We start from the raw sequence: 24,036 nt of genomic DNA, 5'->3' as shown, positions 1-24,036 counted from the left end.
CGGCGACGGTGTCACCTCACGGCTGCGGGCAGGTGGGTCCGTGGCGGTGCATCGGCGAGTGGGGACGAGTAGGCGTCCACCGGCAGGGGGGCGGGTCGGGTGTCGTAGCGCATGAAGCCGCTGACCAGCTCGGCACGCCTGAGCTGCCCCTTGTGCAGCACCATTCCGGAGACATGGGTGCCGTCGTCGTGCCAGCACACGAGAGGGAAGCGGTAGATGTCTCCTTCAGGGGTGCCGAACACGGCTTCGTACCCGTCGGCGTCCAGCAGGCTCACGCGTGTTCGCCCTTCGGGGTGGTGGTGAACAGGTGCCCGTAGTCGGTGATGTCCGCGGCAAGGTGGGCGGCGTCCGCGAGGTGGAGCGCGTGCCAGAGGATCACCTGGTTCGCGGTGATCACGTGGAATCCGAGCTCGTCCTCAAGGGGCTTGATGGTGCCGACGGCCCGGATGCCGTTGCCCGCCACGAGAACGGCGTCGGGGCGGTGGTCGGCGACCGTGGTGCGGATCCAGGCGGACAGGTTGCCGGGGGTGATCGCCTTCTGGTTGGACGGCAGGCCGCACGGCCCGTGGTGGACGACGTCGAAGCCGAACTCGCGGAAGTAGTCCGCGCCCTGGCCCGAGAGTGTGTCATCGAACCACGGCGGGTTCACGATCGCGATCCGTTGGGCGCCCAGTGCGTGGAACGCGGCGCGGGCGGCCTTTGTCGTGCCGGTGATGGGCAGCCCGCGTGTGACCGGCGCCAGCCGCTCGTACAACTCCTCTTCGCCCTTGGCCTTCAGCACGTAACTGGAGGAGGTGAAGCCGAGAGTGAGCGCGTGCAGCGGGGAGGCCGCCACGAGTTCCACGGCCTGGTCCAGGAAGGGCGGTTCGACGAATGCCCTGACCGGGTCGTGCGGGATCTTCTCATCCATTTCGCCGCCCGCGCGCATGGCGGCGAAATGGATGCGGGAGCCGTGGATGGATACCGAGGCAGGGGCCATGGCCTGGAGTTCGGCCTCCGGGCCGACGTCGGCGTGCGGGACGACGACCCCGATGCGGGTGCTGGCATCCCAGCCGTCGATGGGCGTGCTGCTGGGCCTTGACATGAGGGAGATCTCCTACTTGGACGGAGTGAGGGTGGACTCGTCGGCCAGCCGCCCGCCGCTGACGGTGCCCGTCCCGGCGTTGTCGAGGAACTTGGGGTGCTTGGACCGCATGGTCGCGATGATGAAGTCGTAGGGAACGTCGTCGAAGGCACCGTGGTCGACGAGGAACTCCATGGAGCCCCCGCCTTCGCCGTACGGGTGGTAAAGGCTGTCGTGGGTGCCGTCGAACTCCAGGGCCTCCATGCCGTAGAGCTTGCAGAGCATCTTGTTGAACACCGGTGTGGCCTTGACCCACTTGCCGTCCAGGTGAACCTGGGTCAGGCCGTGGAAGAAGACGTTGCCGCCGATGTGCTCGATGAGCCGAGGCGAGGCAAGGTGGTTGCGCACGTCGCCGTACACGACGCGGGAGGGGATGCCGAGGGCGCGTACCGCTGCGGCGTACAGGGCGGCCTTGTGGAGGCAGAACCCGGACTTGACCTTGGCGGTGTGCGAGGCCTTCAGTCCCTCGGGGGAGAGGTCGGCGCCGTAGACCTCGTAGAAGATGCCGTCGCGCACGGCGTAGTAGAGCTCGATCGCGTTCGTCTTCTTGTCGGCCGAGCGGTCCTTGACGACGTGGTCGATGAAGTCTTGGACCTCGTCGGTCTCGTAGTCGAGAAATTTGGTGGGGCGGGTCAGCTGGAGAAGGTCAGCAGTCATGGCGTGTCCTGTGGTGGTTAGAGGCCGATGAGGGCGGCGATGCGGTTGCGCTGGATCTCCGAGCTGCCGGAGTAGATGGTCCCGGCGATCGAATTGCGCAGTTCGCGTTCCATGCCGTGCTCGGTGAGCACCCCGCGCCCGCCGTGGATCTGTACCGCGTCCAGAGCGGTCTGCACGTTGGCTTCGGACACGATCGTCTTGGTGGCCGCGAGGTCGAGGGAGGCGTCCTGCCCCGCCTCGACCTTCGCCCCGGTGTCGGTGAGCCACTTGCGGGCGGTTTCCACCTGCATCTTCATGTCGGCGATCTTGTGCGAGACGGCCTGGTACTTGCCGATCGGCTGCCCGAACTGGGTGCGGGCCTTGGCGAAGTCGATGGTCTCCTCCAGCCGGCGGGTCATCTCGCCGAGCGTGAGCGAGAAGCCGAAGAGGACCTCGCGCTTCATCACGTAGTCCAGGACGAGGAAGCCTGCCCCCTCACCGCCGACGCGCTGGGCGACGGGGATGCGCAGCTCGTCGAAGGAGAGAGTGCCGATCGGGCTGGTGCGCAGTCCGAGCTTGTCCATCGTGGGCCCGACGGACAGGCCGGGGGTGCCGGCCTCGACCAGTAGCGTGGTCAGACCGAACGGGCCGGGCTTGCCGGTGCGTACGTACAGCAGGAACAGGTCGGCGATCGGGGCGTTGGTGATGAACATCTTGCCGCCGTTGACCACGTAGTGGTCGCCGTCGCGGTGCGCGACGGTGGACAGGTTCATCGCGTCCGACCCGCCGGACTCCTCGGTGATCGCGTGCGCGGTGATCAGCTCACCGTCCATGATTCCGGGCAGGTACCGCTCTTTGAGCTCCTGCGTCGCGAACCGCTGCACGGGGATGCCGACGGACACGATCTGGGTGGAGGTGGAGAAGGACAGGCCCGCGTCGCGTGAGGTGTACCCCAGTCCCTCCAGGGCGCGCATCGTCTCGGTGAGGCTGCGGCCGCTCCCGCCGAAGTCGGGGTGGAAGGGGGTGCGCAGGATCCCTGAGCTCCGGATGGCCTTCCACTTGTCCTGCGGGAAGGCGGCGGAGGCATCCAATTCCTCCAGATTGGCGTTGAGTTCGTCGGCCCACGGGGTGGCGAGGTGGAAGAGGTCGTCGCTCAAGGGTTGTCCTAGGTCCGCTGCGGGTGAGGTGGGTGGCGTGCCCCGCCGACGGCACCCGGTGGGGGCGGGCGCCGTCGGCGGGGGGACAGGGGCCGTCGCCCCGCCATGTCAGTAGTGGGAGAACCCGTCCTCGGACAGGCTGTGCTTCTCGGTGCCGTTGATGGGCGGGTTGAATATGGAGACGAGATGTAGGTCCTCGTCGTCCGAGGCGACCAAATAGTGGGGGTCGTGCTGGTCGAGGGCGTATATCGTGCCCTGCACGATCTTGTGGCGGGTGCCGTCCTTCTCGACGACCTCACCCGACCCCCCTACGCAGTAGCAGGCTTCGAGGTGGTTGCGGTACTGCAGGGCGCTGGTGGTGCCGCGGCGGACCAGGGTGTCGCAGACGGCGAAACCCATGCCGTCGGACTCGGTCAGGACGCGGTAGCTGAGGCCGTTGCCCCACTCGACCGGGGCGAGGGTGTCGATGCTGCGGACGATCATGTGCTGTTTCTCCTTGTAACTGGAAGGTGTCGAAGGTCTTGAAGGTGTCGACGGGGTGCTTCAGGCCGCGAGGGCCTCGGTGTGGGAGGTGATCAGGTCGGTGATCGCGTTGATGCTGCGGAAGTTGACCGGGCCGAACTCGATGTCGTCCAGAGGGACGTCGTAGGCCTGGCTGATGTGCGAGATGAGCCGCACAAGGCCGAGGCTGTCGATGACTCCGGACTCGATGAGGTCGTAGTCGTCGGTGAGATCGGACGCGTCCTCGCCGGACAGGTACTGGGTCACGACGAAGTCGCGGATCTCGGCGGCGGTGTCCTTGCTGCTCATGCGTTGATTTCCTTCATTCGGTTGCTCTTGATCTGGTTTCGGTCGGGCTTGCCCGTGGAGGTGCGGGGAAGGGGAGCGTCCGTGATGTGCACGGAGGTGGGAATCGCGTGCCGCGGCAGGTGTCTTCCCGTGTGCGTACGCAGCTGCAGACTGGTCAGCGTGCTGCTGGGGCGCCTGCTGACGTGTGCGTGCAGCCGGACTCCCGCCTGTTCGTCGGGCAGCGGGACGACGACGGCCTCGGCCACGTCCGGGTGCGTGGCGATCACACGTTCCACCTCCTGGAGGTTGGTGCGCACTCCCCGGACCTTGACCTGCCAGTCCGCGCGGCCCTGGAGGCTGTACGTGCCGTGCTCGTCGCGGGAGACGAGATCGCCGGTGCGGTAATAGCTGACTCCGTCGACGACGGTGAACGCCGCGGGGTTCAGTGCGGTGTTGAGGTAGCCGTGGGTCTGGAAGGGCGTGGCCACCAGCAGTTCACCGGTCCCGGCGGACTCCACGACCGTTCCGTCCGGGGCATGGACGAGCGCTCGTGTGCCGGCGACGGGCCGGCCGATCGGCATCGTGCCGACCGGCGCGGCAGGGTCGTACTCGTGGATGAACGAGTCGTTGGTCTCCGTGCAGCCGAACACGTTGTGGAAGCGGGCTCCGGGGAAGGCCGATGCCACCTGCGCCAGCAACGAGGCCGGCATGCTGTCCCCCGTGAAGATCATGCGGCGTACGGTCCGGTAGACCTCGTCGGCCTCGACCAGCAGGCGGTGGACCATCGGCACCCCCTGGACGAAGGTGACTTCGTGCTCCGTGACCAGCGTCCGGACGTGCGGGCCGTCCGTCGCCCTGCCCTGGTCCACCAGGACGACTTCCGCCCCCAGTTGCAGGAAGGTCCAGACATCGAGGAGAGCGAGGTCGAAGTTGAGCGGGGCGTAGGACAGCGCGGTGTCATGGGGGGACAGGCCGAACTCGTGGACGGCCCAGTCGGTGAACGCGTCGAACCCGGCGGACTCGATCGGAACGATCTTCGGAGTTCCGGTCGAGCCGGATGTGGTCAGCAGCAGCCGTGTCCGTGCCGGATCCGGTGTCGCGAAGTGCTGGGCCTGCTCTTGATCCGCCCGCACCGGCGTCGCGGTGAGCTCGCCGTCGGCGGCCGCGGTGAGCAGGTGGGAGACCCGGGCCTGTTGCGCCAGGCGCTCAAGCGCGGCGCTGCCCAGGTCGGGGGAGGGCGCGAGGGCGATGTGGCCCTCGTGGAAGACGGCCAGCAACAGGGCAATGGTCTGCGGCGTCTTGTGCGCCGGCACACACACGGTGCTGCCTGCCGGGAGATTCAGCCGCAGCACGTGGCTGCGCAGGTTCTGGGTCAGCTCGCTCAACTCGCCGTAGGTGACGGCCTGGTCGTTGAAGTGGAGCGCTGTGTCGTGGAGCCGGTGGTGGCCGTGGACGGCGATGATCTCGGCCAGACGGGGCGATGGCACGGCGGGATTCCTTGCGGTCGGCGCAGTCGGCGGCCACAGGTGTCGCTCGACTGTTCGTTGAATCGTGCGGTGTCGAGGGCGAAGGTATCCGGCCAAGTGCATGCTTGGTCAAGCATGCACTTGGCGAAGTGGGTGTGATCCAGATCGCAGGTAATTGTGTGTGCAACTAAAAACCCCCGGACGCCTGAGGCGTCCGGGGGTGTCGGGGAGTGTCGGGGCGATGTGCTCGATGTGGTTCGGGGGAGTCGGGGATCAGCTCCGGGGGGCGCGCAGGGCCTGGACCGTGGGTCCCAGTTCCGGGTCGGCGGTGAAGGCGTTCAGCGCCGAGGAGAGGACCTCGGTATAGGTGGCGCGCGCGGCCTGGTAGCGCTGCCGCCCCTCGTCGGTGATGACTGCGTAGACGCCGCGTTTGTCCGACGGGCACAGGTCCTTGTACGCGAAGCCGGCCGTCTCCAACCGCCCCACCAGGCGGGTTACCGATGACTGCCCCAGGCCCACCCTCTCGGCGAGGTCCTGCATGCGCAGCTCGCTGTCGTCGGCGTGGTCGAGGTGTTCCAGGGAGCGGTACTCCGACAGGCCGATCGCGTGCCGGCTCTGCAGCGCCTGGGTCAGTTCGCGTTCCACGTGTGCGTGCAGTGCGAGGACGCGGTTCCATGCGGTGTGGTCGGACGTGCGCGGGGGCACGGGGTGTGAAGTTGCCATAGTCGCGGCCTCCCCGGGGTTGATGTTTGACATCAGAGTACATGCTCATGCAAGCTCCTGACGTTCCCCCGGTCGAGCCTTCCGGTGCGCTCGGGCATCTTATCTTTGCATGTACAAGCAACATCTATAGAAGTGTCGCAACGGCGGCACCTCACCCCCGCCCCCCAGCGTGGCCGGCCCGGAAAACGCGGCCATCAAACCGAAAGGACTCCCTCTTATGCAGTGGCTCTACCTCGCCATCGCCGTCGTCTTCGAGATCGGCGTCGCGATCGCGGCCGGCAAGGCCGAAGGCTTCCGCAATCGCAAGTGGACGACCGTGACCCTCGTCAGCGGCGCCCTCGGCACCTACTTCCTGAGCCAGGCCCTGCTGACCTTCAACGTCGGCGTCGGATACGCCCTGTGGACCTCGGTCTCCGGCGTCGGCATCAGCCTCCTCGGCGCCCTGCTGTTCGGCCAGCGCCTCAGCTGGCGCAAGGCGCTGGGCATCGTGGCCATCATCGCCGGGGTCGTCGGACTCCAGCTCAGCGGCGGCGCCTGACAGTCGCCCGCCCACCATCCGAACCTCATGAAAGGCACCTTCCTCATGTCCTCGACCAGCCCCTCCGCCGCCAACTCCTGGCTCATGCTCCTCCTCGCCGGCGTCTTCGAAATCGGCTACGCGCTCTCGGTGGGCGGAAGCCACGGCTTCACCCGCCTGACCTGGTCGCTGGTTGCCGTCGTGTTCTTCCTTCTGACGTTGTGGGCGCTGAGTGCCGCGCTGCGCACCATCGACGTCGGCATCGGCTACGCCGTCTGGGCGGGAATCGGAGCGGCCGGAGCGGCGGCCCTCGGACCCGTCTTCTTCGACGAGAGCCTCACCCTCGTCCAGTCCCTGTGGCTCGGCGTCATCATCCTCGGCGTCGTCTGGCTCAAGCTCGCCGACAAGCAGAGCAGCACCGAACAGCCCGTCGAGCGGCCGCAGGAGGCCCAGGGCGTCGGCGTCTGAGGACACCTCCACCGCACCGGGGCAGCTCTCGGCCACGACGCCGCCCCGTGCTCGACCAACGCCCCCGCTCCCTCTCAAGGACCAACTCCGCCATGCAAAGCGACCCCCTCGATCACCTGACTCCCTACGTGGAGGAAGCCGTCAAGATCAGTCGTAGTCACGTCGCCGAAGGCGGCATCCCCTTCTCGGGGATCGTCGTACGGGACGGCCTCGTCCTGGGCACCGGCTTCAACCGGGTCCACGAGGACAACGACCCCACGGCACACGCCGAAGTCGTCGCGCTGCGCGCCGCGGCGAAGAAGGCCGGCAGGTACGGCGTTGCGGGATCCACCCTGATCGCCTCGGGCGAGCCCTGCGCCCTGTGCTACATGGCCGCCCTCTACTTCAACATCGAGCACATCGTGTACGCGGCCGACCGCAGGACCGCCGACGCGTACGGCTTCGGCTACGCCGACTCGTACTCCATCTTCTCCACCGACCCCACCACTTGGCCGATCAAGGTGACGCACGCCCCGATCGAGGGGCACGAAGTGCCGTTCCAAGAGTTCTTGACCGGCCGGAAAGGCCGACTGTGATGAGCGCCCCCGTCAAGATCCAGGTCTGGTCCGACTACGTCTGCCCCTTCTGCATGTTGGCCGAGGGGCCGCTGGAAGAGGCGACGAACGACCTCGACGTCGAGATCGAGTGGAAGCCCTTCGAGTTGCGGCCCCATCCGCAGCCCACCCTGCGGCCCGAGGACGCCTACCTGCCCGACATCTGGCGGCGCGCCGTGTACCCGATGGCCCGCCGCCTGGATGTCGACATCACCCTGCCCACCGTCTCTCCGCAGCCCTACACCCGTCTCGCCTTCGAGGGCTACCAATTCGCGGCCGAGCACGGCAAGGGCACCGAGTACACGCGTCGTATGTTCCGCGCCTTCTTCCAGGAGGACCGGGACCTCGGTCATCTCGACGTCCTGCAGCCGCTGGCCGAGGAGATCGGACTGGACGGCGCCGCGTTCCGTGCGGCCCTTGAGCAGGGCACGTACAGCGAGAAGCACCAGGACGCGCTCCGCGAGGCGCAGGCGCACCGCGTGCAGTCCGTGCCGACCCTCCTGGTCGGTGACATCCGTATCGAGGGTGTGCCGAGCCCCGCCCAGCTGCGCAAGGCGATCCTCGACGCCCAGGCCCAGCAGGATACGGAGTTCGGCGGGGCGTGCGGAGTGAACGGGGGCTGCTGACGACGGGCGTCCGCGTACCCTTCGGTCCCACCCGGGAGGGACCGGAAGCGGAGGAAGGGCGGCACGTCCTCGCCCTCCGCTAGGAGATACCCGGGGCGCTGGAGCGATACCAGCGCCGCACGGCCCGTCCGACCGGGCGAGTCAAGGCGTGTGGTCGAAGATCTGGCGGGCCGGACCGGGGCACGAGTGCATGGCGATACTCGCCATGCACTCGTCTCGTCACACGGCTCCGCGCACCCCCGCTGGGCCGTTGGTCCAGACGCTCACCCTTGACTCACACACCCGTTGTGGCGAGCCATCTCGTGCACGGCCGCGGTGAGTGCGGCGTCGAGGAAGCCGGGGAAAAGAGCATCGAGGTCGCTTCGCCGCAACTTGCTCATCTTGGCGGTGCCCCGGTAGTTCTGTTGGATCACCCCGCTTTCGCGCAGCACCCGGTAGTGGTGAGTGGCTGTGGCTTTGCTGACCGGCACATCGATGGACGCGCCGGACAACTCACCTGTCGTGCGCGAGAGTTCGCGGACCATGTGCATCCGGACCGGGTCCGACAGGGCCTTCATGACGCTCTCCAGGCGGATTTCGTCAAGGGTGGGGTGAAGGAGTTCGCGGCTCATCGGTGTGCTGTTCACTGCCCTTTCGTGCTCGACGGTTTTCATCGATCTTGTCAGTTCCGCATGCGCCGGATCGCTGGAGGCGGTCCCTTCTTCAAGCGGTGGGCGCGCGAGGCCTGTTGAGGTTTGCCGTACAGCGGCCGACTGTGCATGCGGGCCTCGTTCTCCGGTGTCACGGGGTTTCAAAAAAAGAAAAAAACTACTATTATTTAGTGTACTTGGGTGCATTGGGGAGCGCACCAGGCTGCGGCGCGCGCTCAACAGGCGCGGCGACGAGCGCGAGGGACACCGAGGGGGCGGAATGGACTTGAAGCTTTTGGGGGAACTGTCCGTGCACGAGGGCGGAACACCCATCACACCCACCGAAGCGCAGACGCGGCAGGTCCTGGCGCTGCTTGCGACACAGGCCGACCACATGGTGCCCACGGCGGTACTGGTCGAGGAATTGTGGCCCGCGGGTCCGCCCCGCCGCGCCACCGACATGCTGGAGGGACATGTCCGGCACGTGAGAGCCCTCATCCAGGCTGCCCTCGCCCACGCCCAGGGGCGCGCCGGTGACACCCACGGCGAGCGCCGCACCGCCCATACCGTGCTGGCAGGACTACCGGGCGGCTACCGTCTCCACAGCGGGGGAGGCACCAGTGACGTCGCGGCTTTCGAGCGGGAAGCAGGCGCCGGCTACCGCGCGCTGGAGACCGAGGATTTCGAGACCGCGGCCGGCCGGCTGCGAGGCGCCCTGGCCCTGTGGTCCGGCGAACCGTACTCCGGCGTGCTGATTGGCCCCCACCTGCGCGCCCACGCATCCCGACTCGAACATTCCTGGCAGCGGGCCTTGGACCAGTGGATGTCCGCCGAGGCGCAACTGGGGCGGGGCCGCGCCCTGCTGGACGACCTGGTGCTGTTCCTCTCGCGGTTCCGCGCCCAACAGCCGCTGTACGAGGGGCTGATGCACGAGCTGCGCCACACCGGCGACCCCCGCGGCATTCTCGCGACCTACCAGCGGGTGCGTCGGCGAAGCCAAGCCGCTGCTCCCGCCAACGCACCCCTGCGCGGCATCATTCCCCGCCCAGCCGGCTGGGCCGCGACATCCGCCTCCCGGGGACCCCAGAGCGCGGTCGGCGCCCCGGTGATGCGAAAGACGTACGCAGGGGGGCCACGTGCTGCTGCGGGAGTCCGCGCCATGGCTTGAGCCAACCGCGAGCCGTGCAGCCCGACCAGGACCGACTTGATGAACTCCCGACCGACTTGACGGGCTGTCGCCGGGGCCGTTGGCCACCACTCCCACCCCCTTCAGGATGACCGCGGTGGGGACGGCTCAAGCCGGCTCGCACTGTCGGCCGGGACGGCTGAGACAGGCCCGGCTCTAGCCGCTTCCGCCTCGTAGATCCTTCCTCGACTAGGAGCCCTGAGCACCCTGTGAACCCCCAGGCGAGTACGACACCCCCGGCCCCGCTGTCCGCCTCCTTCGAGTGGACCGAGCTCGATCGCCGCGCGGTCGATGTCGCCCGAGCCCTCGCGGTCGACGCGGTGGAGACCGCCGGCCACGGCCACCCCGGTACTGCCATGAGCCTTGCTCCGGCTGCCTACCTGCTGTTCCAGCGGCTGCTGCGCCACGACCCCGCCGACCCGCGATGGGCGGGCCGGGACCGCTTCGTACTGTCCTGCGGGCACTCCAGCCTCACCCTCTACAACCAGCTGTACCTGTCCGGATACGGCCTTGAGATCGACGACATCAAGGCGCTGCGCACCGAAGGAAGCCTCACTCCGGCTCACCCCGAGTACGGCCATACGCCCGGTGTCGAGACCACCACCGGCCCGCTGGGCCAGGGCCTGGCCAACGCGGTGGGCATGGCCATGGCGGCGCGCCGCGAGCGCGGCCTGTTCGATCCCGACACCGCACCGGGACAGTCGCCCTTCGACCACACCGTGTGGGTCTTCGCCTCCGACGGCGACCTGGAGGAGGGCATCAGCCACGAGGCCGGCTCCCTGGCCGGCCACCAAAAGCTCGGCAACCTCGTCGTCCTCTACGACGACAACCACATCTCCATCGAAGACGACACCCGCATCGCCCAGTCCGAGGACGTGGCCGCCCGCTACCGGGCCTACGGCTGGCACGTGCAGCAGGTCGACTGGACCACCCCCGACGGTTACCAGGAAGACGTTCCCGCCCTGCACGACGCACTGGAGCAGGCGCGCCAAGTCACCGACCGGCCTTCACTGGTGGCGCTGCGCACCATCATCGGCTGGCCGGCCCCGAACAAGCAGAACTCCGGCAAGATCCACGGCGCCGCTCTCGGCCGCGAGGAGGCAGCGGGCGCGAAGGCCGCCATGGGTCTGGATCCTGAACGCTCCTTCGACGTGCCCCCGGAGGTCCTCGCCCACGCCCGCCGGGCCGCGGACCGCGGGCTTCAAGCGCACGGGCGGTGGGACAAGCTCTACGCGGACTGGCGCACCGCACACCCCCAGCGGGCCGCAGCCTACGACAGGATCTCCGTCCGCCGTTTCCCCGAAGGCTGGGCGCAGGACCTGCCGGTCTTCGCCCCCGGCCAGGAGATGGCCACCCGCAAGGCGTCCGGCGAAGTGCTCTCCGCCCTCGCCGGGGTACTGCCCGAATTGTGGGGCGGATCCGCGGACCTGGCCGAGAGCAACAACACGACCATGAAGGGGGAGCCCTCCTTCGTCCCCGAGGAGTTCGCGACCGAAGCCTTCGCCGGACACCGCTACGGACGCACGGTCCACTTCGGCATCCGCGAACACGCCATGGGCGCCATCCTCAACGGCATCGCCCTGCACGGCGGTACCCGCCCCTACGGCGGCACCTTCCTGGTCTTCTCCGACTACATGCGTCCGGCGGTCCGCCTCGCCGCCATGATGAAGCTGCCGGTCACCTACATCTGGACCCATGACTCCATCGGGCTCGGCGAGGACGGTCCCACTCACCAGCCGATCGAGCACCTCTGGGCGCTGCGCGGCATCCCCGGCCTCGACATCGTCCGCCCCGCGGATGCCAACGAGACGGTCATCGCCTGGCGGACCGTCCTCGAACACACCGACCGGCCCGCGGGGCTGTGCCTGAGCCGGCAGAACCTGCCCGTGCTCGACCGGAGCGGTTCCTCAGGTCTGGCCCCGGCCGAGGGAGTCGCCCGCGGGGGATACATCCTGGCCGAGGCCAGTGACGATGCCCCCGAGGCGATCCTGATCGCGACCGGCAGCGAAGTTCACATCGCCCTGGCCGCACGCGGCCTCCTCAAGGAGGAGGGAATCAGCACCCGTGTGGTGTCGATGCCGTGCGTGGAATGGTTCCGCGAACAGGACCAGGACTACCGCGACCTTGTGCTGCCGCCCCACGTGAAGGCCCGGGTCTCTGTGGAGGCCGGCACCTCGCTGGGCTGGCACGCCTTCATCGGGGATGCCGGAGAGGCCATGGGTATCGAGCAGTTCGGTGCTTCCGCTCCCTACCCGTCGCTCTACCAGCGGTTCGGCCTCACCCCGGACCGGGTGGCAGCAGCCGCCCGCAGCAGCCTTCAGCGCGCAAAGCGTGCTGTTCGGCCGTGACCGGCGAGGTGCGGGCCCGCGCGGACGTCGCGGCGTAGCGGATGGTCATTACCGCAGGTCACCGATTGACTTAAAGATCACCAAAGAATTACGTTCAGCCTATCTGTGAATGGAGTGCCCTAGGGGAGCAGCGCATGACGGATGAATCGGGCACCACGGAGACCGATCTGCTCACCATCCTCGAACTCCTTGCCGAGGAGGCACCGCCGGGCAGGCTGGAGGAGTTGCTGCAGCGGGCACGCCGGGCCGGCCAACCTCCGCGGAACCTCGCTCGCTTGGAGCGGGCCGTCGCACTCGCGGGCAGGATCCACGTGTCGCAGGGCCGACGCCGGCAGCGCGAAGACAGCCTGGCGGATCTGGTCGACACGGCTCGTGACCTGACGTTCCCGCACGACCTCGACTCCTTGCTACGGGTGGTCACCAGGCGCGTGAGGCGGCTCCTCAACTTCGATCTGACGTGCGTTGCCCTCCTCGATGGGCAGGGTGCGATGTACATACACACCTCAGAAGGCTCGATCACCGCCCTGGTCAACGGACTTCAGATCGACCAGGGCTGGGGTCTGGGACATCGCGCCCTGGCCACCGGAGCCCCGGTGTGGACCGCCGACTATCGGGACGACGATGGCATCGAGGGCCGGGAGCGCCTCAACGAAGTGATCCAGGCCGAAGGCCTGCACGCCCTCATGGCCGTGCCGCTCGTCAACGGCGACCGTACCGTCGGGGTGCTCTACGGCGCCTGCCGCACGGTACGGCACTTCTGCCCCGACGAACTCGGCGTGGTCTGCTCACTGGCCGTACTGGCGGCCGTGGCCATCGAGAGGGCCGAGCGCCTCGAACAGGCCAGGGGCGATATCGACGAGCTCGAACTGGACGGCTTTCGCACCCGCACCAGCCTCGTACGCATGCAACAGCTCAGCGAGGCCCACAGCCGCACCATGAACATGCTCCTGGCCGGCGCCGACCTCACCAGCGTGGCGAAGGCAGCCGGTGATGCCTTGGACGGGACCCTGCAACTGCGGGATCCCGGCGGCCGGATCCTGGCCGGCGGGGACATCGCCGACTTGGACGAAACCGCTGTGGCCGAAGGCGCCCTCGACGCCCATGCGCGCCGCGGTGTCGTAGCCGCCGTCGGCAACACATGGGTGGCGCCCGTGATCGCCGGAGCCGAGAACCTCGGCCAGTTGGTGTTGCGCCCCGCCACAGCCCTGGTCGGCGAGGACGAGCGCCTGCTGTACCTCACCGCCCAGGCCTTCGCGATCCAGCTGTTGCTCCAGCGCTCCACCGCCATGGCCGAAGGGCCCGTACGCGACGAGCTCCTCGACGACCTTTTGGCCTCGCACCCGCGCGCCGCGCACCAACTGCAGCACATGGCCCAGCGCGTCGGCCAGTTCGGTCTCGACCTGGACGCGCCGTACGTCCTGCTCGTCGTCCGACCCGAAGGCGGCGAACCAGGCCGTGCTCTGGTCTGGGCCTCCTCCTACGCACACCGGATGTCCGGGCTCAAGACCGCGCGCGACGGCTGCATCGTGCTGCTGCTACCCGGCGAGGACCCGCCCGGGGCAGCCCGGGCCGTCGCTGAGGAACTGTCCTCCGTTCTCGGCCACTCCGTATCGGTCGGTGTCGGCGGCCCGGGCAAGGGGCCGGCCGACACCGGCCGCATCTACCACGAAGCGCTGCGCTGCCTGGACGCGCTGACCGCGCTCAACGCACGGGGCAGCACGGCGTCCGCCCGGGAACTGGGGTTCCTCGGGCTGTTGTTGTCCGACCAGCACGATGCCGAAGGGTTCATCGAATCGACTCTCGGCCCCGTGCTGAGCCATGACCGTGACTGGCAGACCGAACTCGTCGCCACCCTGGGTGCCTACTTCGCCGGCGGAGGCAGCCCGACCAATGCGGCCGAATCGCTTCATGTGCACCCCAACACCGTCTGGCGCCGTCTCAAGCGCATCACCGAACTCCTGGGTCCCCAGTGGCAGCAGCCGGAAAAGATGCTTGAGGTGCAGTTGGCGCTGCGACTTCAGCAGACTCGCGGTCTCCTGCAACGGCAAAGGACCGCCGCGGCGAGCCATCAGGCGGCGCGGCCCATCACATAGTTTTCGGCTGTCAACACATGGGCCGCATGGGCTGCCGAGGCGAGGGTGATGTGCCGGTGCCAGCCCTGAAAGGAGCGGCCGGCGTAATCCAGCAGACCGGTCGTGGTGCCGACGTGCGCGAAGTCCCGGTCGACCCGGTGCGTGAGCTTCGTCAGGCGCAGCAGCGCCGCCATCGGCATCTGCGTCAGATCGGTGAGCCACAGCTGGACCGGCGGGCGCGACGGGTCGAGCCATTCGCCCAGTAACAGCAGCGGCCGCGGCCGGACCCCTTCCGGCGAGGGGAAGGACACGGGGATCGCCGCGACGAGCGAAGTCCTCGTGGCCCCGTGGGCGGCCGGGTCCGCCCAGGACACCGGGCGGCGAAGTCCCTTCACCGCCTCCAGGATCCGTCGAGCCGGAAGTGCTCCGGCGCCGAATCCGGGCAACGCCCGGTCCGCCACGGTCACTCGGCAGGAAGAACTGATGCGGGCGAGGACCGGGACACCCGACGCGGTGAGGTGGGGCATCGCCGTGTGCGGGTCGCCCCGCCGCAAGTCGATCACTACGGGTCTGCGTGCAGGGCTTCCGTACTGTGCCGTGTCCAGCACGGCCGCGACTGCGCACTCGTCCGGGGTCTCCGGGCGGGCCCCGTCGGGGACTCCCGCGCGGCCCCTGCGCTCGGGGTCGCTGACCCACTGGTCCGGCAGCAGCATGCGCCAGTTGACCGGCGCGCTCAGCTCCTCGGAGGCGAGCCACACCCCGAAGGCCTGCTGCCCGCGGAACATCTCGCCCAGATGCGGGGCGAAAATCCGGTCGACGCCCACCGAGTACTCGCCCCCTTTGGGTATCTGCATGGCCCGCACCACCCAAGCCTGCGGTGAACTCATCTGTTCCAGATAGTCGGTGAGCGCGGCACGTACGGGCCGCCAGTCCCAGGGGGAGCTGCTGATGAAGTGATGCAGGCTCTGCTCGGTGTCGGCGGGACCGCCCACCTGAGCAGCGATGTTGCGGATGGTTTTGCGCCCGACGGTGGTGAGGAGGCCGTGCAGGTAGGTCTCCGCCTTGTGCCGCTGGTCCTTGCGGCGGAAGGAGGAGAACAGCGCGGCGCTGAGCTCGCCGACGACATCGTCGAAGATCGCTCGTTGCTTGAAAGCAGACATGTTCACGACGCTCCCGGCTTGGTCGGCAACCCTGTGCTGGCGTATGCCCACCATGTCCGCCCCGCGCCTGCCCGAACGAGGTTCTCCACGCACCTGGTTGTCTCTGCCGTCACTCGGCACACCACCAGGGCCCGGCGCAGGAAGCCGTCGTTGCCGCGTGCCGGGACAGAGCGGTAAAGCCTCCCGTGCAGGGTGGTGTTGCCCCGGGCACCAGGGGAGCGGGCCGGTGTGGGGCACGGCTCGCATCGGCCCTGGTCACAGGTCAGCGAATGGACAGCGCGTCGAGGTAGGACTCGACGTTGCGGCGGGTCTCGGGGACGCTGTCGCCGCCGAACTTCTCGGCGACGGCGTCCGCGAGGACGAGCGCGACCATGGCCTCGGCGACGATGCCGGCGGCCGGCACGGCACACACGTCGGAGCGCTGGTGATGGGCCTTGGCGGCCTCGCCGGTGGCGACGTCGATGGTGGCGAGCGCGCGCGGCACGGTCGCGATGGGCTTCATCGCGGCCCGTACCCGCAGCAGCTCACCGGTGGTCAGGCCGCCCTCGGTGCCGCCGGAGCGGCCGGAGGCGCGCCGGACGCCCCCGGCCGTGTTCACGATCTCGTCGTGTGCCTGCGAACCGGGCACCCGGGCCAGGCCGAAGCCGTCACCGACCTCGACGCCCTTGATCGCCTGAATGCCCATCAGGGCGGCGGCGAGCCGGGCGTCCAGACGCCGGTCCCAGTGCACGTGCGAACCGAGACCGACCGGCACGCCGTAGGCGAGCACCTCGACGACCCCGCCGAGAGTGTCGCCGTCCTTGTGGGCCTGGTCGATCTCCGCGACCATCGCCTTCGACGCGTCCGCGTCCAGGCAGCGCACCGGGTCGGCGTCCAGCCTCTCGACATCGGCGGGGGTCGGGTAGAGCCCGTAGGGGGCCCTGGCCGCGGCCAGCTCCACCACATGGGAGACGATCTCGATGCCGGCCGTCTCCTTCAGGTAGGAGCGGGCCACCGCCCCGAGCGCGACGCGGGCCGCGGTCTCCCGGGCGCTGGCGCGCTCCAGGATCGGCCGGGCCTCGTCGAAGCCGTACTTCTGCATGCCCGCGAGGTCGGCGTGGCCGGGCCTCGGACGGGTCAGCGGGGCGTTGCGGGCCAGCTCGGCGAGGACCTCCGGCGCCACCGGATCGGCCGACATGACCTGCTCCCACTTGGGCCACTCGGTGTTCCCCACCATGATCGCGACCGGCGAGCCCATCGACAGGCCGTGCCGCACGCCACCGAGGAACGTCACCTCGTCGCGCTCGAACTTCATACGGGCGCCGCGCCCATAGCCCAGCCGCCGCCGGGCCAGGTGGTCGGCCACCAGCTCCGTGGTGATCGGCACGCCGGCGGGAAGACCCTCCAGCGTCGCGACAAGTGCGGGTCCGTGGGACTCCCCAGCGGTCAGCCAACGCAACCTGCTCATACCTCCCACTCCTCAACGCCGCTGCGGGTGAATTCCCTGTCTCCGTGCAACCAGGACACCTCGTCGTGCAACTGCTCCTGGGAGAAGGCGGAGAGCATGCCGTTGCGCGCCAACGCCTCTTCGCCCGCCGGGTGGTACAACTCGTGGCCGATGCGGCGGGCCACCAGTTGGGTGCGGTTGGTGCGCGCGCGGCGCGCGGCGTTGAATTTCTCCAGGTGCTGCATCACATCGTCGCTTCGCACCCCTTCCAGCAGGTCGCCGAGGACGACCGCGTCCTCCAGGGCCTGGCAGGCTCCCTGCGCCGCGTACTGCAGCATGGGGTGTGCGGCGTCACCGGTCAGCACGGCCCGCCGGTCGGTCCAGGCCTCAACCGGATCGCGGTCACACAGCACCCACTCCCGCCAGCCCTCGCCGAGTTCGAGCAGTCGGCGGGCGGTCGCCCCCAGATCAGGGAACTGGCCAAGGACATGGGAACGCTCGGCGGGGCGGCCGGCAACGGCCTCGGTGGCGCCGTCGTCGCGGGTGGCGGCGAGGTTGAGGAACTCGCCCCCGCCGATGATGTAGTGCACGAAGTGCCACTTGGGGCCGGCCCACAGGGTGACCGTGTTCCAGCGCAACTCCTCAGGCACCTTGTCGATCGGGATCACCGAACGGTAGATGGTGTGCCCGGACACCCGCGGCCCGCCGTCGTCGAGCATCTGTGCGCGCACGGTGGAGCGGATGCCGTCGGCGCCGACCAGAACCGCCCCGGTGAACGTCCGTCCGTCCTCGGTGTGCGCGGTGATGCGGTCGGGGCTCTGCTCGTAGCGTTCGACGGCCGCACCGGCCACCAGCTCCACGGAGTCCGACGCCTGGCAGGCGGCGAGAAGCGGCTGATACAGATCGCCCCGGTGCACCACCGCGTACGGATTGCCGAACCGCTCCCGGTAGGCGCCGGCCAACTCCATCGAGGTGACCATCTCGTCCGTCGTGCCGTCCATGAAGCGCAGTTCGTCGATGAACACGGCACGCTCTCGCACCCCGTCGCCCACCCCGAGCCGGTCCAGGGCGTGGAAGGCGTTGGGGCCCAGTTGAATGCCCGCGCCGATCTCGGCGAAGGTGTTGCTCCGTTCCAGGACGGTGGCGCGGTGCCCGTGCCGGGCGAGCGACAGAGCTGTGGCGAGCCCTCCGATACCGCCGCCGGCAATCACGATGTGAGCCATGTTGTACGTCGCGTCCTCTCTGTTCACGTGCTGGTGGTGGCCCTTCACTTGACGGTGGCGGGCCTGTACTGCGGAAAGAGCCGGTCCAATTCCTCGTGGAAACCGGGGAACGTCTTTGCCACGCAGCCGCGGTCGTCGAGGGTGATGCCGTCGGCGCGCAGTCCAAGGACCGAGAACGCCATGGCGATGCGGTGGTCGCGGTGGCAGGCGATCTCGGTGGGCGCACATGGGCCGGGGTGGATGGTGATCCGGTCGTGCCCGACGTCGGTGCGGATACCGAGAGCACGAAGGTTCTCGGCGACGGCGGCGATGCGGTCCGACTCCTTCAGGCGGGCATGGGCGATGCCACGGATCGTGATCGGGCCGTCGGCCAAGGGCGCGATGGCGGCCAAGGTCATGAAGGTGTCGGAGATTTCGCCCATGTCGACGGTGAATCCGCCCCGCAGAGCACCTGTCCCGGTGACCGTGGTCGCCTCCTGCGTACGTTCGACGTGTGCCCCCGCCCGTTCCAGCACCTCGGTGAAGCGCAAGTCGCCCTGGAGGCTGCCGCGGTCGAGGCCGGCCACCGTCACGGTGGTGCCGGTGATCGCGGCAGCGGCGAAGAAGTACGAGGCAGTGGAGGCGTCGGGTTCGATGTGCAGCTCCGCCGCCCGATATCCCGCGGGGTCGGTGGTGAACACACCAGGAACGTCCTCACCGACGTGCGCCCCGAAGCGCCGCATCAAAGCCAGGGTCATATCGACGTAAGGGCGGCTGACCAAGTCGTGCACCGTCAGTACCAGCGGCTGGCGCATCAGCGGACCGGCCATCAGCACCCCGGACAGGAATTGGCTGCTGAGCTTCCCGTCCAGGCCCAACTCCCCGCCGTCCAGGCCGGCGGAGCGCACCCGCAGCGGCAGCCGTCCGTCCGGCTCGGTGCGGACGTCGGCGCCCAGGTGCCGCAGCGCCTCGGCGAGGGGGGCCACCGGCCGTGCCGTGAGCTGGGCGGTGCCCTCGAAGCGGAAGTCGCCCTGCCCGGCCGCGGCGAACGGCGGCAGGAAACGGGCCGCGGTCCCCGCGTCCTCGCACCACACGCTGCCACTCCCGGTCGGCCCGCGACCCAGACCCGCGACGACCCAGGCGCGGTCGCCGGACTCCCGCTCGATCCGCACGCCCAGACCCGTCAGGGCATGCCGGAAGGCGACGGTGTCATCGCTCACCAGAGGGGCCTTCAGGACGCTGGTTCCGCGCGCGGCCGCGGCGAGCAACAGCGCCCGGTTGGTGAGGGACTTCGACCCGGGGATGCGGGCTTGGCGGGCAGGGGGGGATGCGGCGGTCATCGCTCTCCTTCATTGAGTGCGGCCGACGCGGCAGCGGTCAGCCGGTCCCCGCGGTCGGTCCTGGACAGAGGGGTGAGGCGGAGGCCAGGGCACTGCTTGGAACGGCCGGCCCCGTCAGGGCGACCCTGGCTCCCGGTACGCGTGATCGGCAAAGCGATACATCCCGGTTCGTCACTATCGAGGTCAGTCCGTCAAGTCGGGCCCGCACCGAAGCGGTCGTGCCCCGGCGAGTGGGACCACTGCTCACACAAGGGCCGCGAGGGCGACGGCGATCTCCACAGCGATCTCATCCGGCTCGCGGTGCTCGGCCCGCACGGACACCGTCGCAACGTCCCCGTACAGCGGCAGACGCTCCTGCATCAACTGCGCGAGCCTGCGCCGCGGGTCCTCGGTGAGCAGCGGCCGCGACTTCGCACTGCCGACCCGCTCGGCGAGAGTGTCCAGGCCGGCCCATAGATGCACGACGCGGCACTCCTGGAGCTGGAGACGCGTTGCGTGATGCAACACCGCACCCCCGCCGAGCGCCAGAACCCCGGCGTGCTCCCGGACCGCCACCTCGACAGCCCGGCGCTCCCACGCACGGAAGCGGACCTCGCCACCGGAGCCCAGCATCTCGTGCGTCGGCTGCCCGGTCAGCCGCTCCAGATCGTGGTCGGTATCGCGGAATGCGAGGCCGAGGTGGTCGGCAAGGGTCTGCCCGACAACGGACTTGCCCGTGCCGGGCATTCCGACGAGCACCACCGCAGGTCCGTTCATGGCTGCTCCGTAAGGTGTCAGGGGGTCCCTGTGGCGTCCCTCCGCATGCAGAATCGGAGGGACGCTACAGGGGACACCCGATTGAACGGTCGGCCCGGCGCCTCGGCTACTTGAGCGCCAGCCCGCGCCCGGCGAGCGCGGCAGCGGCGAATTCGCCCTCGACGGTGGCCTCCACGTCAAAGGCGTACCGCTCGGTGGGCGGGTAACCGATCAGCTCCGCCGCCCGTGCGGGGATCGGCGCCGCGGCGGCCTCGGCCGACTCCCACAGCAACACCGCTCCCCACCGGTTCGTGGCCGGATCCGAGATCCAGACCTTCAGGCGCAGCCCCGCCACCTTCGAGAAGCGCTCCACAGCCTCGTCGCGCAGGAACCCTCTCAGCGAGGAGATGCTCTGCCGCGACTCGGTCAGGTCCCACCAGACGATCACCGCGTGCATGTCGACGCCACCGCCTGGAGCAGGGAACCGATGATCCGAGGTCCGTCGACAGTGAGCATCGACTCGGCATGGAACTGCATCGACGCGAAGCCGTCGGCGCGCAGCGCGTGCACCTCGCCCCCTTCGGCGTCCCGGCTGACCTCGATCCGGCCGTGCACCGGGTGGGTGATGACGTCATCGGCGCATTGGGCGGCGAACGTGTTGTAGAAGCCCACCCGCTCCGTGCGGCCGAACAGGTCTATCTCCCGCTGCGTCCCCTGGTTGGGAACGGGCCGGCGCACGACGTCCAGACCGAGCAGAGTGCTGAGGACCTGATGGCTCAGACACACCGCCAGGAACGGACGGCGCTCCTCCAGGAGTTGGGCCACCGCCGTCCGCAGGTGTGCGATCTTGGGATGGCCGGTGTCCTGCGGGTCGCCCGGACCCGGCCCCATGACCACCAGGTCATACGCGTCGAAGCCGTACGGCTCGTCGAAACGGCGCACCACCACCTGGCAGCCCAGTGAACGGATCTGCTGGGCGATCATCTCGGTGAAGGTGTCCTCGGCATCAATGATGAGGACACGCCGACCGGTCAGCGACTCGACCGCCTGACCGCGCCGGCCCTGCTCCTGCAGCCAGAACCCGGCGACGAGGTCATTGCGCTCGTCCAGCGCCTCACGCACCGCCGGGTGTGCCCCGAACCGGGTGGGCTCCGGCTCGCCGAGGGCGGCGAGCAGTCCCGCGGCCTTCGCACGGGTCTCGTGCACCTCGGACTCCGGGTCGGAGTGGCGTACCAGCGTCGCCCCCACTCCGATCCGCAGCTGCCCACTCGCGTTGATGTCGGCGGTACGGATCAGGATCGAGGAATCCAGGGTGCGGCCGCCGGACGCGTCCCGGCCGATCAGGGCGGCCACCCCGCTGTAGTAGCCGCGCCCGGCCGGCTCATAGCGGGCGATGACCCGGGCCGCCGATTCCAGCGGAGATCCCGTCACCGTCGGCGCGAACAGCGTCTCGCGCAGGATGTCGGCCGCATCGCGGTCGGTGTGGCCCTCGATGAAGTACTCGGTGTGAGCGAGCCGGGCCATCTCCTTCAGGTACGGGCCCACGACCCGTCCCCCTTCGGGGCAGATGCGGCCCATCATCTTCAGTTCCTCGTCGACGACCATGTACAGCTCGTCGGTCTCCTTGCGGTCGGCCAGGAACCGAAGGACGCCGTCCAGGTCGGGACCGCTCGCCGGGTACCGGTAGGTGCCACTGATCGGGTTCATCACGGCGGTGGAGTCATGAACGCTGATGTGCCGCTCCGGGGTTGCGCCGACGAAGGTCCGCTCACCGGTGTGTACGAGGAACGTCCAATAGGCGCCTGCCTCCCGCTCGACCAGGCGGCGGAAGAACGACAGTGCCGATCGGGGCGTGAAGCCCGGCAATTGGGCTGTGAAGGAGCGCTTGATGACGAAGTTCGCCCCCTTGCCGGTGCCGATCTCGTCGGCGACGACTTGGCGCACGATGTCGGCGTATGCCGCGTCGTCCACGTCGAAGCGACCGTCAGCGATCTTCACCGGTTCATTGGGCAGCCGCGCGAGCGTCTCATACAGCGGCAGTGTTGCCTGCTCGCGCACCCGCATCGTGAGCAGCGGCTCTCCGTCGTCGGGTGCCGCGAAGCCCCGCTCGGCGAGCTGGCGATAGGGCACCAGCGCGAGCAACTCGTGGTGCGCCCCCGGCCGGGGCTGTTCGGGCAGGTCGAGTCCGGCGAGCGAGTCGACCTGCGCGATGTCGCCCGTCAGCAGTTCCAGGGTGTCCGGGCCGGCCGACTCGGGGCGGTGCAGCAGCGCGAACGGGCCAGAGGTGCCGCCGAGGATCCGCGCGAGCAGTTTCTGCGCGTCGTCCTGTCGTGCCATGGAAGTCGTTCCTTTCGCGGCCGGCGCGTTCAGCGCGCCACCTCGGCTGTATCGAGTTCGGTCAGCACGGACTTGGTGGTCACGACACGGGCGGCGCGCTGCGCCGCGTAGTCGAGTGCCAGCCGGTGGTAGTCGGCGGAGAAGTCGGCGACCGCGTCCGCCACCAGGAACGGCTGGATGTCGTTGGTGAACGCGTCCACCGCGCTCATGAGGACACCGACGTGCGCGTACACGCCGCAGATGATCAGCTGGTCCCGGTTGTGGAAGCGCATCCGTTCCAGCAGGTCCGACTTGTGGAAGGCGCTGTAGCGCCACTTGGTGAACTCCCAGTCACCCGGCGTCGGTTCGAGCGGTGGGACCACCCGCCGGTGCTCGGGCGTCGCCTTCATGCCGGGGCCCCAGAAGTCCTTCAGCAGACCGCGCTGCTCGGGCGTCATGCTGCCGGGCTGGGCGGTGTAGGCAACAGGAACACCCAGTGCGGCACAACGCTCACGCAGCAGCGCGGTGTTGGCGATCAGGGAGCCGCCGGGCTCGCCGGATCGTGGGAAGGGTTTGAGGAAGTACTCCTGCATGTCGTGCAGCAGAAGCACCGCGCGCTCCGGATCCACGGCCCACTGGGCGGTGCTGGCCGGCAGTTCGCCCTCGGAGGGCATCGGGTACGGCTCGACGGCCGGAATTCCGGGCACGGGCTGGTCGGTCCTTTCAGAGCTAGACACCGAGCGTCGCACCGCCGTCCACGGTCAGCTCGTGCATCGTGATGTGCCCGGCGGCGTCCGACAGCAGGAAGGCGACGGCCTCCGCGATGTCGTGCGGTGTCGCCACCTTGCCGAGGGGTATGCCGGCCCGGAACGCGGCAGGGTCACCAGCGATCGACTTCTTCGCCGCGGAGTCCGCGGCATGCATGCCGCGCAGCATCGGAGTGTCCGTGGAACCGGGGGCGACGACGTTGCAGCGGATGCCGTGCGCGGAGACCTCCAGCCCCAGGCACTTGGTGAAGGCGGTCGCGGCGGCCTTGGAAGCGGCGTAGGCCGCCATTCCGGCGCGGGCCGTGCCCGCGGCGTTCGACGCGACCGTGACGACCGCGCCCCGTCCGCGCGGGATCATCCGGTTGACCACGGTCCGCGAAGTGTGAAACACCCCGGTCGTGTTGACCGCGAACGTCGCTGCCCAGTCCTCGTCGGACAGCGTGTGCGCCGCTCCCTGGCGAAGCACGCCGGCGGCATTCACCAGCTGCTCGATCGGACCGAGTTCGTCCTCCACCTGCTGAACCAGAAGCTCCACCGCGGGACTTGAGGTGACATCGGCCGTGAAGGCAGTGACGTCGAGCCCGTCCGCGCGCATCTTCGCGACGGTCTCCTCGATCGAGCTGCCTTCCAGGTCCACCGCCGCGACCTTGAGTTGCCGCTCGGCGAGCAGCCGGGTGACTGCCGCGCCGATGCCGCCCGCGGCGCCCGTGACCAGGGCGAGGGGTTCTTCCACGTTCACAACCTCCGTACGAGATGG

Annotated in this window: 25 protein-coding genes; 7 read left to right on the top strand and 18 right to left on the bottom strand. The window is 69.0% G+C overall.

Going from position 1 to position 24,036, the window contains the following annotated elements; translation table 11 throughout:
- Positions 1-11: 11 nt before the first annotated feature.
- The 8 genes from OHA17_RS06725 to OHA17_RS06690 all read right to left on the bottom strand — a co-directional run bounded on the left by OHA17_RS06725 (position 12) and on the right by OHA17_RS06690 (position 5,894).
- Positions 12-275: a DUF6253 family protein gene (locus OHA17_RS06725; protein ID WP_406504936.1), complete on the bottom strand. Its 264-nt coding sequence runs from the start codon at positions 273-275 to the stop codon at positions 12-14.
- A complete protein-coding gene (locus OHA17_RS06720) occupies positions 272-1,084 on the bottom strand; it encodes a maleate cis-trans isomerase (protein ID WP_406504934.1) in 813 nt (270 codons plus the stop codon). The genes OHA17_RS06725 and OHA17_RS06720 overlap by 4 nt, the downstream gene beginning before the upstream one ends.
- A 12-nt stretch (positions 1,085-1,096) precedes the next feature.
- Positions 1,097-1,780, bottom strand: a complete 684-nt coding sequence (locus OHA17_RS06715; protein ID WP_406504932.1) for a transglutaminase family protein — start codon at positions 1,778-1,780, stop codon at positions 1,097-1,099.
- Positions 1,781-1,797: 17 nt separating this feature from the next.
- Positions 1,798-2,916 (bottom strand): acyl-CoA dehydrogenase family protein, encoded by a 1,119-nt coding sequence (locus tag OHA17_RS06710; protein WP_406504930.1) that lies wholly within the window; start codon positions 2,914-2,916, stop codon positions 1,798-1,800.
- A gap of 108 nt (positions 2,917-3,024) precedes the next feature.
- Complete coding sequence (locus OHA17_RS06705; RefSeq protein WP_406504928.1) at positions 3,025-3,399, bottom strand: ectoine synthase; 375 nt, start codon at positions 3,397-3,399, stop codon at positions 3,025-3,027.
- 60 nt (positions 3,400-3,459) lie between these two features.
- Positions 3,460-3,726, bottom strand: a complete 267-nt coding sequence (locus tag OHA17_RS06700) for an acyl carrier protein (protein WP_053724010.1) — start codon at positions 3,724-3,726, stop codon at positions 3,460-3,462.
- On the bottom strand, positions 3,723-5,192 hold the full coding sequence (locus tag OHA17_RS06695) for an AMP-binding protein (protein ID WP_406504926.1): 1,470 nt from the start codon (positions 5,190-5,192) through the stop codon (positions 3,723-3,725). The genes OHA17_RS06700 and OHA17_RS06695 overlap by 4 nt, the downstream gene beginning before the upstream one ends.
- A 252-nt stretch (positions 5,193-5,444) precedes the next feature.
- Positions 5,445-5,894 carry a MarR family winged helix-turn-helix transcriptional regulator gene (locus OHA17_RS06690; protein ID WP_382594674.1) on the bottom strand — a complete coding sequence of 150 codons (450 nt, stop codon included), beginning with the start codon at positions 5,892-5,894 and terminating at the stop codon, positions 5,445-5,447.
- A gap of 217 nt (positions 5,895-6,111) precedes the next feature.
- On the opposite strand from OHA17_RS06690, the gene OHA17_RS06685 reads away from it, so the two are divergent.
- The 4 genes from OHA17_RS06685 (at position 6,112) to OHA17_RS06670 (ending at position 8,098) form a co-directional block, all read left to right on the top strand.
- Entirely contained in the window at positions 6,112-6,432 is a 321-nt protein-coding gene (locus OHA17_RS06685) for a DMT family transporter (protein WP_398878887.1), read from the top strand.
- A gap of 45 nt (positions 6,433-6,477) precedes the next feature.
- Positions 6,478-6,879, top strand: coding sequence for a DMT family transporter (locus tag OHA17_RS06680; RefSeq protein WP_406510649.1), 402 nt, complete (start codon positions 6,478-6,480; stop codon positions 6,877-6,879).
- A gap of 92 nt (positions 6,880-6,971) precedes the next feature.
- Positions 6,972-7,454: a nucleoside deaminase gene (locus OHA17_RS06675; RefSeq protein WP_406504923.1), complete on the top strand. Its 483-nt coding sequence runs from the start codon at positions 6,972-6,974 to the stop codon at positions 7,452-7,454.
- Positions 7,454-8,098, top strand: coding sequence for a DsbA family protein (locus tag OHA17_RS06670; RefSeq protein ID WP_406504921.1), 645 nt, complete (start codon positions 7,454-7,456; stop codon positions 8,096-8,098). The genes OHA17_RS06675 and OHA17_RS06670 overlap by 1 nt, the downstream gene beginning before the upstream one ends.
- A gap of 263 nt (positions 8,099-8,361) precedes the next feature.
- Here the strand turns inward: OHA17_RS06670 and OHA17_RS06665 are convergent, their stop codons facing one another.
- Positions 8,362-8,751, bottom strand: coding sequence for an ArsR/SmtB family transcription factor (locus OHA17_RS06665; protein WP_406504920.1), 390 nt, complete (start codon positions 8,749-8,751; stop codon positions 8,362-8,364).
- A gap of 256 nt (positions 8,752-9,007) precedes the next feature.
- Between OHA17_RS06665 and OHA17_RS06660 the strand changes: the two genes are divergently transcribed.
- The 3 genes from OHA17_RS06660 (at position 9,008) to OHA17_RS06650 (ending at position 14,354) form a co-directional block, all read left to right on the top strand.
- A complete protein-coding gene (locus OHA17_RS06660; RefSeq protein ID WP_406504918.1) occupies positions 9,008-9,895 on the top strand; it encodes a BTAD domain-containing putative transcriptional regulator in 888 nt (295 codons plus the stop codon).
- Positions 9,896-10,122: 227 nt separating this feature from the next.
- A complete protein-coding gene (gene tkt, locus OHA17_RS06655; RefSeq protein WP_406504916.1) occupies positions 10,123-12,261 on the top strand; it encodes a transketolase in 2,139 nt (712 codons plus the stop codon).
- Positions 12,262-12,395: 134 nt separating this feature from the next.
- On the top strand, positions 12,396-14,354 hold the full coding sequence (locus tag OHA17_RS06650) for a helix-turn-helix domain-containing protein (RefSeq protein ID WP_406504914.1): 1,959 nt from the start codon (positions 12,396-12,398) through the stop codon (positions 14,352-14,354).
- On the opposite strand, the gene OHA17_RS06645 is transcribed toward OHA17_RS06650, so the two are convergent.
- The 9 genes from OHA17_RS06645 to OHA17_RS06605 all read right to left on the bottom strand — a co-directional run bounded on the left by OHA17_RS06645 (position 14,330) and on the right by OHA17_RS06605 (position 24,012).
- Positions 14,330-15,493, bottom strand: a complete 1,164-nt coding sequence (locus OHA17_RS06645; protein WP_406504912.1) for an IS701 family transposase — start codon at positions 15,491-15,493, stop codon at positions 14,330-14,332. The two genes, OHA17_RS06650 and OHA17_RS06645, sit on opposite strands and share 25 nt — an antisense overlap.
- Before the next feature lie 262 nt (positions 15,494-15,755).
- Entirely contained in the window at positions 15,756-16,940 is a 1,185-nt protein-coding gene (aroC, locus tag OHA17_RS06640) for a chorismate synthase (RefSeq protein WP_406504910.1), read from the bottom strand.
- Positions 16,937-18,142 (bottom strand): 3-hydroxybenzoate 6-monooxygenase, encoded by a 1,206-nt coding sequence (locus tag OHA17_RS06635; RefSeq protein ID WP_406510648.1) that lies wholly within the window; start codon positions 18,140-18,142, stop codon positions 16,937-16,939. The genes aroC and OHA17_RS06635 overlap by 4 nt, the downstream gene beginning before the upstream one ends.
- A gap of 44 nt (positions 18,143-18,186) precedes the next feature.
- Positions 18,187-19,461, bottom strand: coding sequence for a 3-phosphoshikimate 1-carboxyvinyltransferase (gene aroA / locus OHA17_RS06630; protein WP_406504908.1), 1,275 nt, complete (start codon positions 19,459-19,461; stop codon positions 18,187-18,189).
- A 243-nt stretch (positions 19,462-19,704) separates the two neighbouring features.
- Positions 19,705-20,217, bottom strand: a complete 513-nt coding sequence (locus OHA17_RS06625) for a shikimate kinase (RefSeq protein ID WP_406504906.1) — start codon at positions 20,215-20,217, stop codon at positions 19,705-19,707.
- Between the two features lie 106 nt (positions 20,218-20,323).
- On the bottom strand, positions 20,324-20,653 hold the full coding sequence (locus OHA17_RS06620) for a hypothetical protein (protein WP_398878863.1): 330 nt from the start codon (positions 20,651-20,653) through the stop codon (positions 20,324-20,326).
- Positions 20,641-22,533 (bottom strand): anthranilate synthase family protein, encoded by a 1,893-nt coding sequence (locus OHA17_RS06615; protein WP_406504904.1) that lies wholly within the window; start codon positions 22,531-22,533, stop codon positions 20,641-20,643. Before OHA17_RS06615 ends, OHA17_RS06620 begins: the two co-directional genes overlap by 13 nt.
- A 29-nt stretch (positions 22,534-22,562) precedes the next feature.
- Complete coding sequence (locus OHA17_RS06610) at positions 22,563-23,219, bottom strand: isochorismatase family protein (RefSeq protein ID WP_406504902.1); 657 nt, start codon at positions 23,217-23,219, stop codon at positions 22,563-22,565.
- A 22-nt stretch (positions 23,220-23,241) separates the two neighbouring features.
- The gene (locus OHA17_RS06605; RefSeq protein WP_406504900.1) at positions 23,242-24,012 is read right to left on the bottom strand and encodes a 2,3-dihydro-2,3-dihydroxybenzoate dehydrogenase; all 771 of its coding nucleotides are present in this window, start codon (positions 24,010-24,012) and stop codon (positions 23,242-23,244) included.
- Positions 24,013-24,036: the final 24 nt, after the last annotated feature.

The organism is Streptomyces sp. NBC_00212 (assembly GCF_045206365.1).
In the GTDB taxonomy this organism is placed as follows: Bacteria; Actinomycetota; Actinomycetes; order Streptomycetales; family Streptomycetaceae; genus Streptomyces.
This window is presented reverse-complemented; position numbering and strand designations above follow the sequence as displayed.

Coding starts and splice junctions, on each gene's coding strand:
- OHA17_RS06700 (WP_053724010.1), bottom strand. CDS start 3,726: ATGAGCAGCAAGGACACCGCCGCCGAGATCCGCGACTTCGTCGTGACC.
- OHA17_RS06715 (WP_406504932.1), bottom strand. CDS start 1,780: ATGACTGCTGACCTTCTCCAGCTGACCCGCCCCACCAAATTTCTCGAC.
- OHA17_RS06660 (WP_406504918.1), top strand. CDS start 9,008: ATGGACTTGAAGCTTTTGGGGGAACTGTCCGTGCACGAGGGCGGAACA.
- OHA17_RS06685 (WP_398878887.1), top strand. CDS start 6,112: ATGCAGTGGCTCTACCTCGCCATCGCCGTCGTCTTCGAGATCGGCGTC.
- aroA (WP_406504908.1), bottom strand. CDS start 19,461: ATGACCGCCGCATCCCCCCCTGCCCGCCAAGCCCGCATCCCCGGGTCG.
- OHA17_RS06690 (WP_382594674.1), bottom strand. CDS start 5,894: ATGGCAACTTCACACCCCGTGCCCCCGCGCACGTCCGACCACACCGCA.
- OHA17_RS06675 (WP_406504923.1), top strand. CDS start 6,972: ATGCAAAGCGACCCCCTCGATCACCTGACTCCCTACGTGGAGGAAGCC.
- OHA17_RS06720 (WP_406504934.1), bottom strand. CDS start 1,084: ATGTCAAGGCCCAGCAGCACGCCCATCGACGGCTGGGATGCCAGCACC.
- OHA17_RS06635 (WP_406510648.1), bottom strand. CDS start 18,142: ATGGCTCACATCGTGATTGCCGGCGGCGGTATCGGAGGGCTCGCCACA.
- OHA17_RS06645 (WP_406504912.1), bottom strand. CDS start 15,493: ATGTCTGCTTTCAAGCAACGAGCGATCTTCGACGATGTCGTCGGCGAG.
- OHA17_RS06705 (WP_406504928.1), bottom strand. CDS start 3,399: ATGATCGTCCGCAGCATCGACACCCTCGCCCCGGTCGAGTGGGGCAAC.
- OHA17_RS06650 (WP_406504914.1), top strand. CDS start 12,396: ATGACGGATGAATCGGGCACCACGGAGACCGATCTGCTCACCATCCTC.
- OHA17_RS06620 (WP_398878863.1), bottom strand. CDS start 20,653: ATGCACGCGGTGATCGTCTGGTGGGACCTGACCGAGTCGCGGCAGAGC.
- aroC (WP_406504910.1), bottom strand. CDS start 16,940: ATGAGCAGGTTGCGTTGGCTGACCGCTGGGGAGTCCCACGGACCCGCA.
- OHA17_RS06670 (WP_406504921.1), top strand. CDS start 7,454: ATGAGCGCCCCCGTCAAGATCCAGGTCTGGTCCGACTACGTCTGCCCC.
- OHA17_RS06665 (WP_406504920.1), bottom strand. CDS start 8,751: ATGAAAACCGTCGAGCACGAAAGGGCAGTGAACAGCACACCGATGAGC.
- OHA17_RS06680 (WP_406510649.1), top strand. CDS start 6,478: ATGTCCTCGACCAGCCCCTCCGCCGCCAACTCCTGGCTCATGCTCCTC.
- OHA17_RS06625 (WP_406504906.1), bottom strand. CDS start 20,217: ATGAACGGACCTGCGGTGGTGCTCGTCGGAATGCCCGGCACGGGCAAG.
- OHA17_RS06615 (WP_406504904.1), bottom strand. CDS start 22,533: ATGGCACGACAGGACGACGCGCAGAAACTGCTCGCGCGGATCCTCGGC.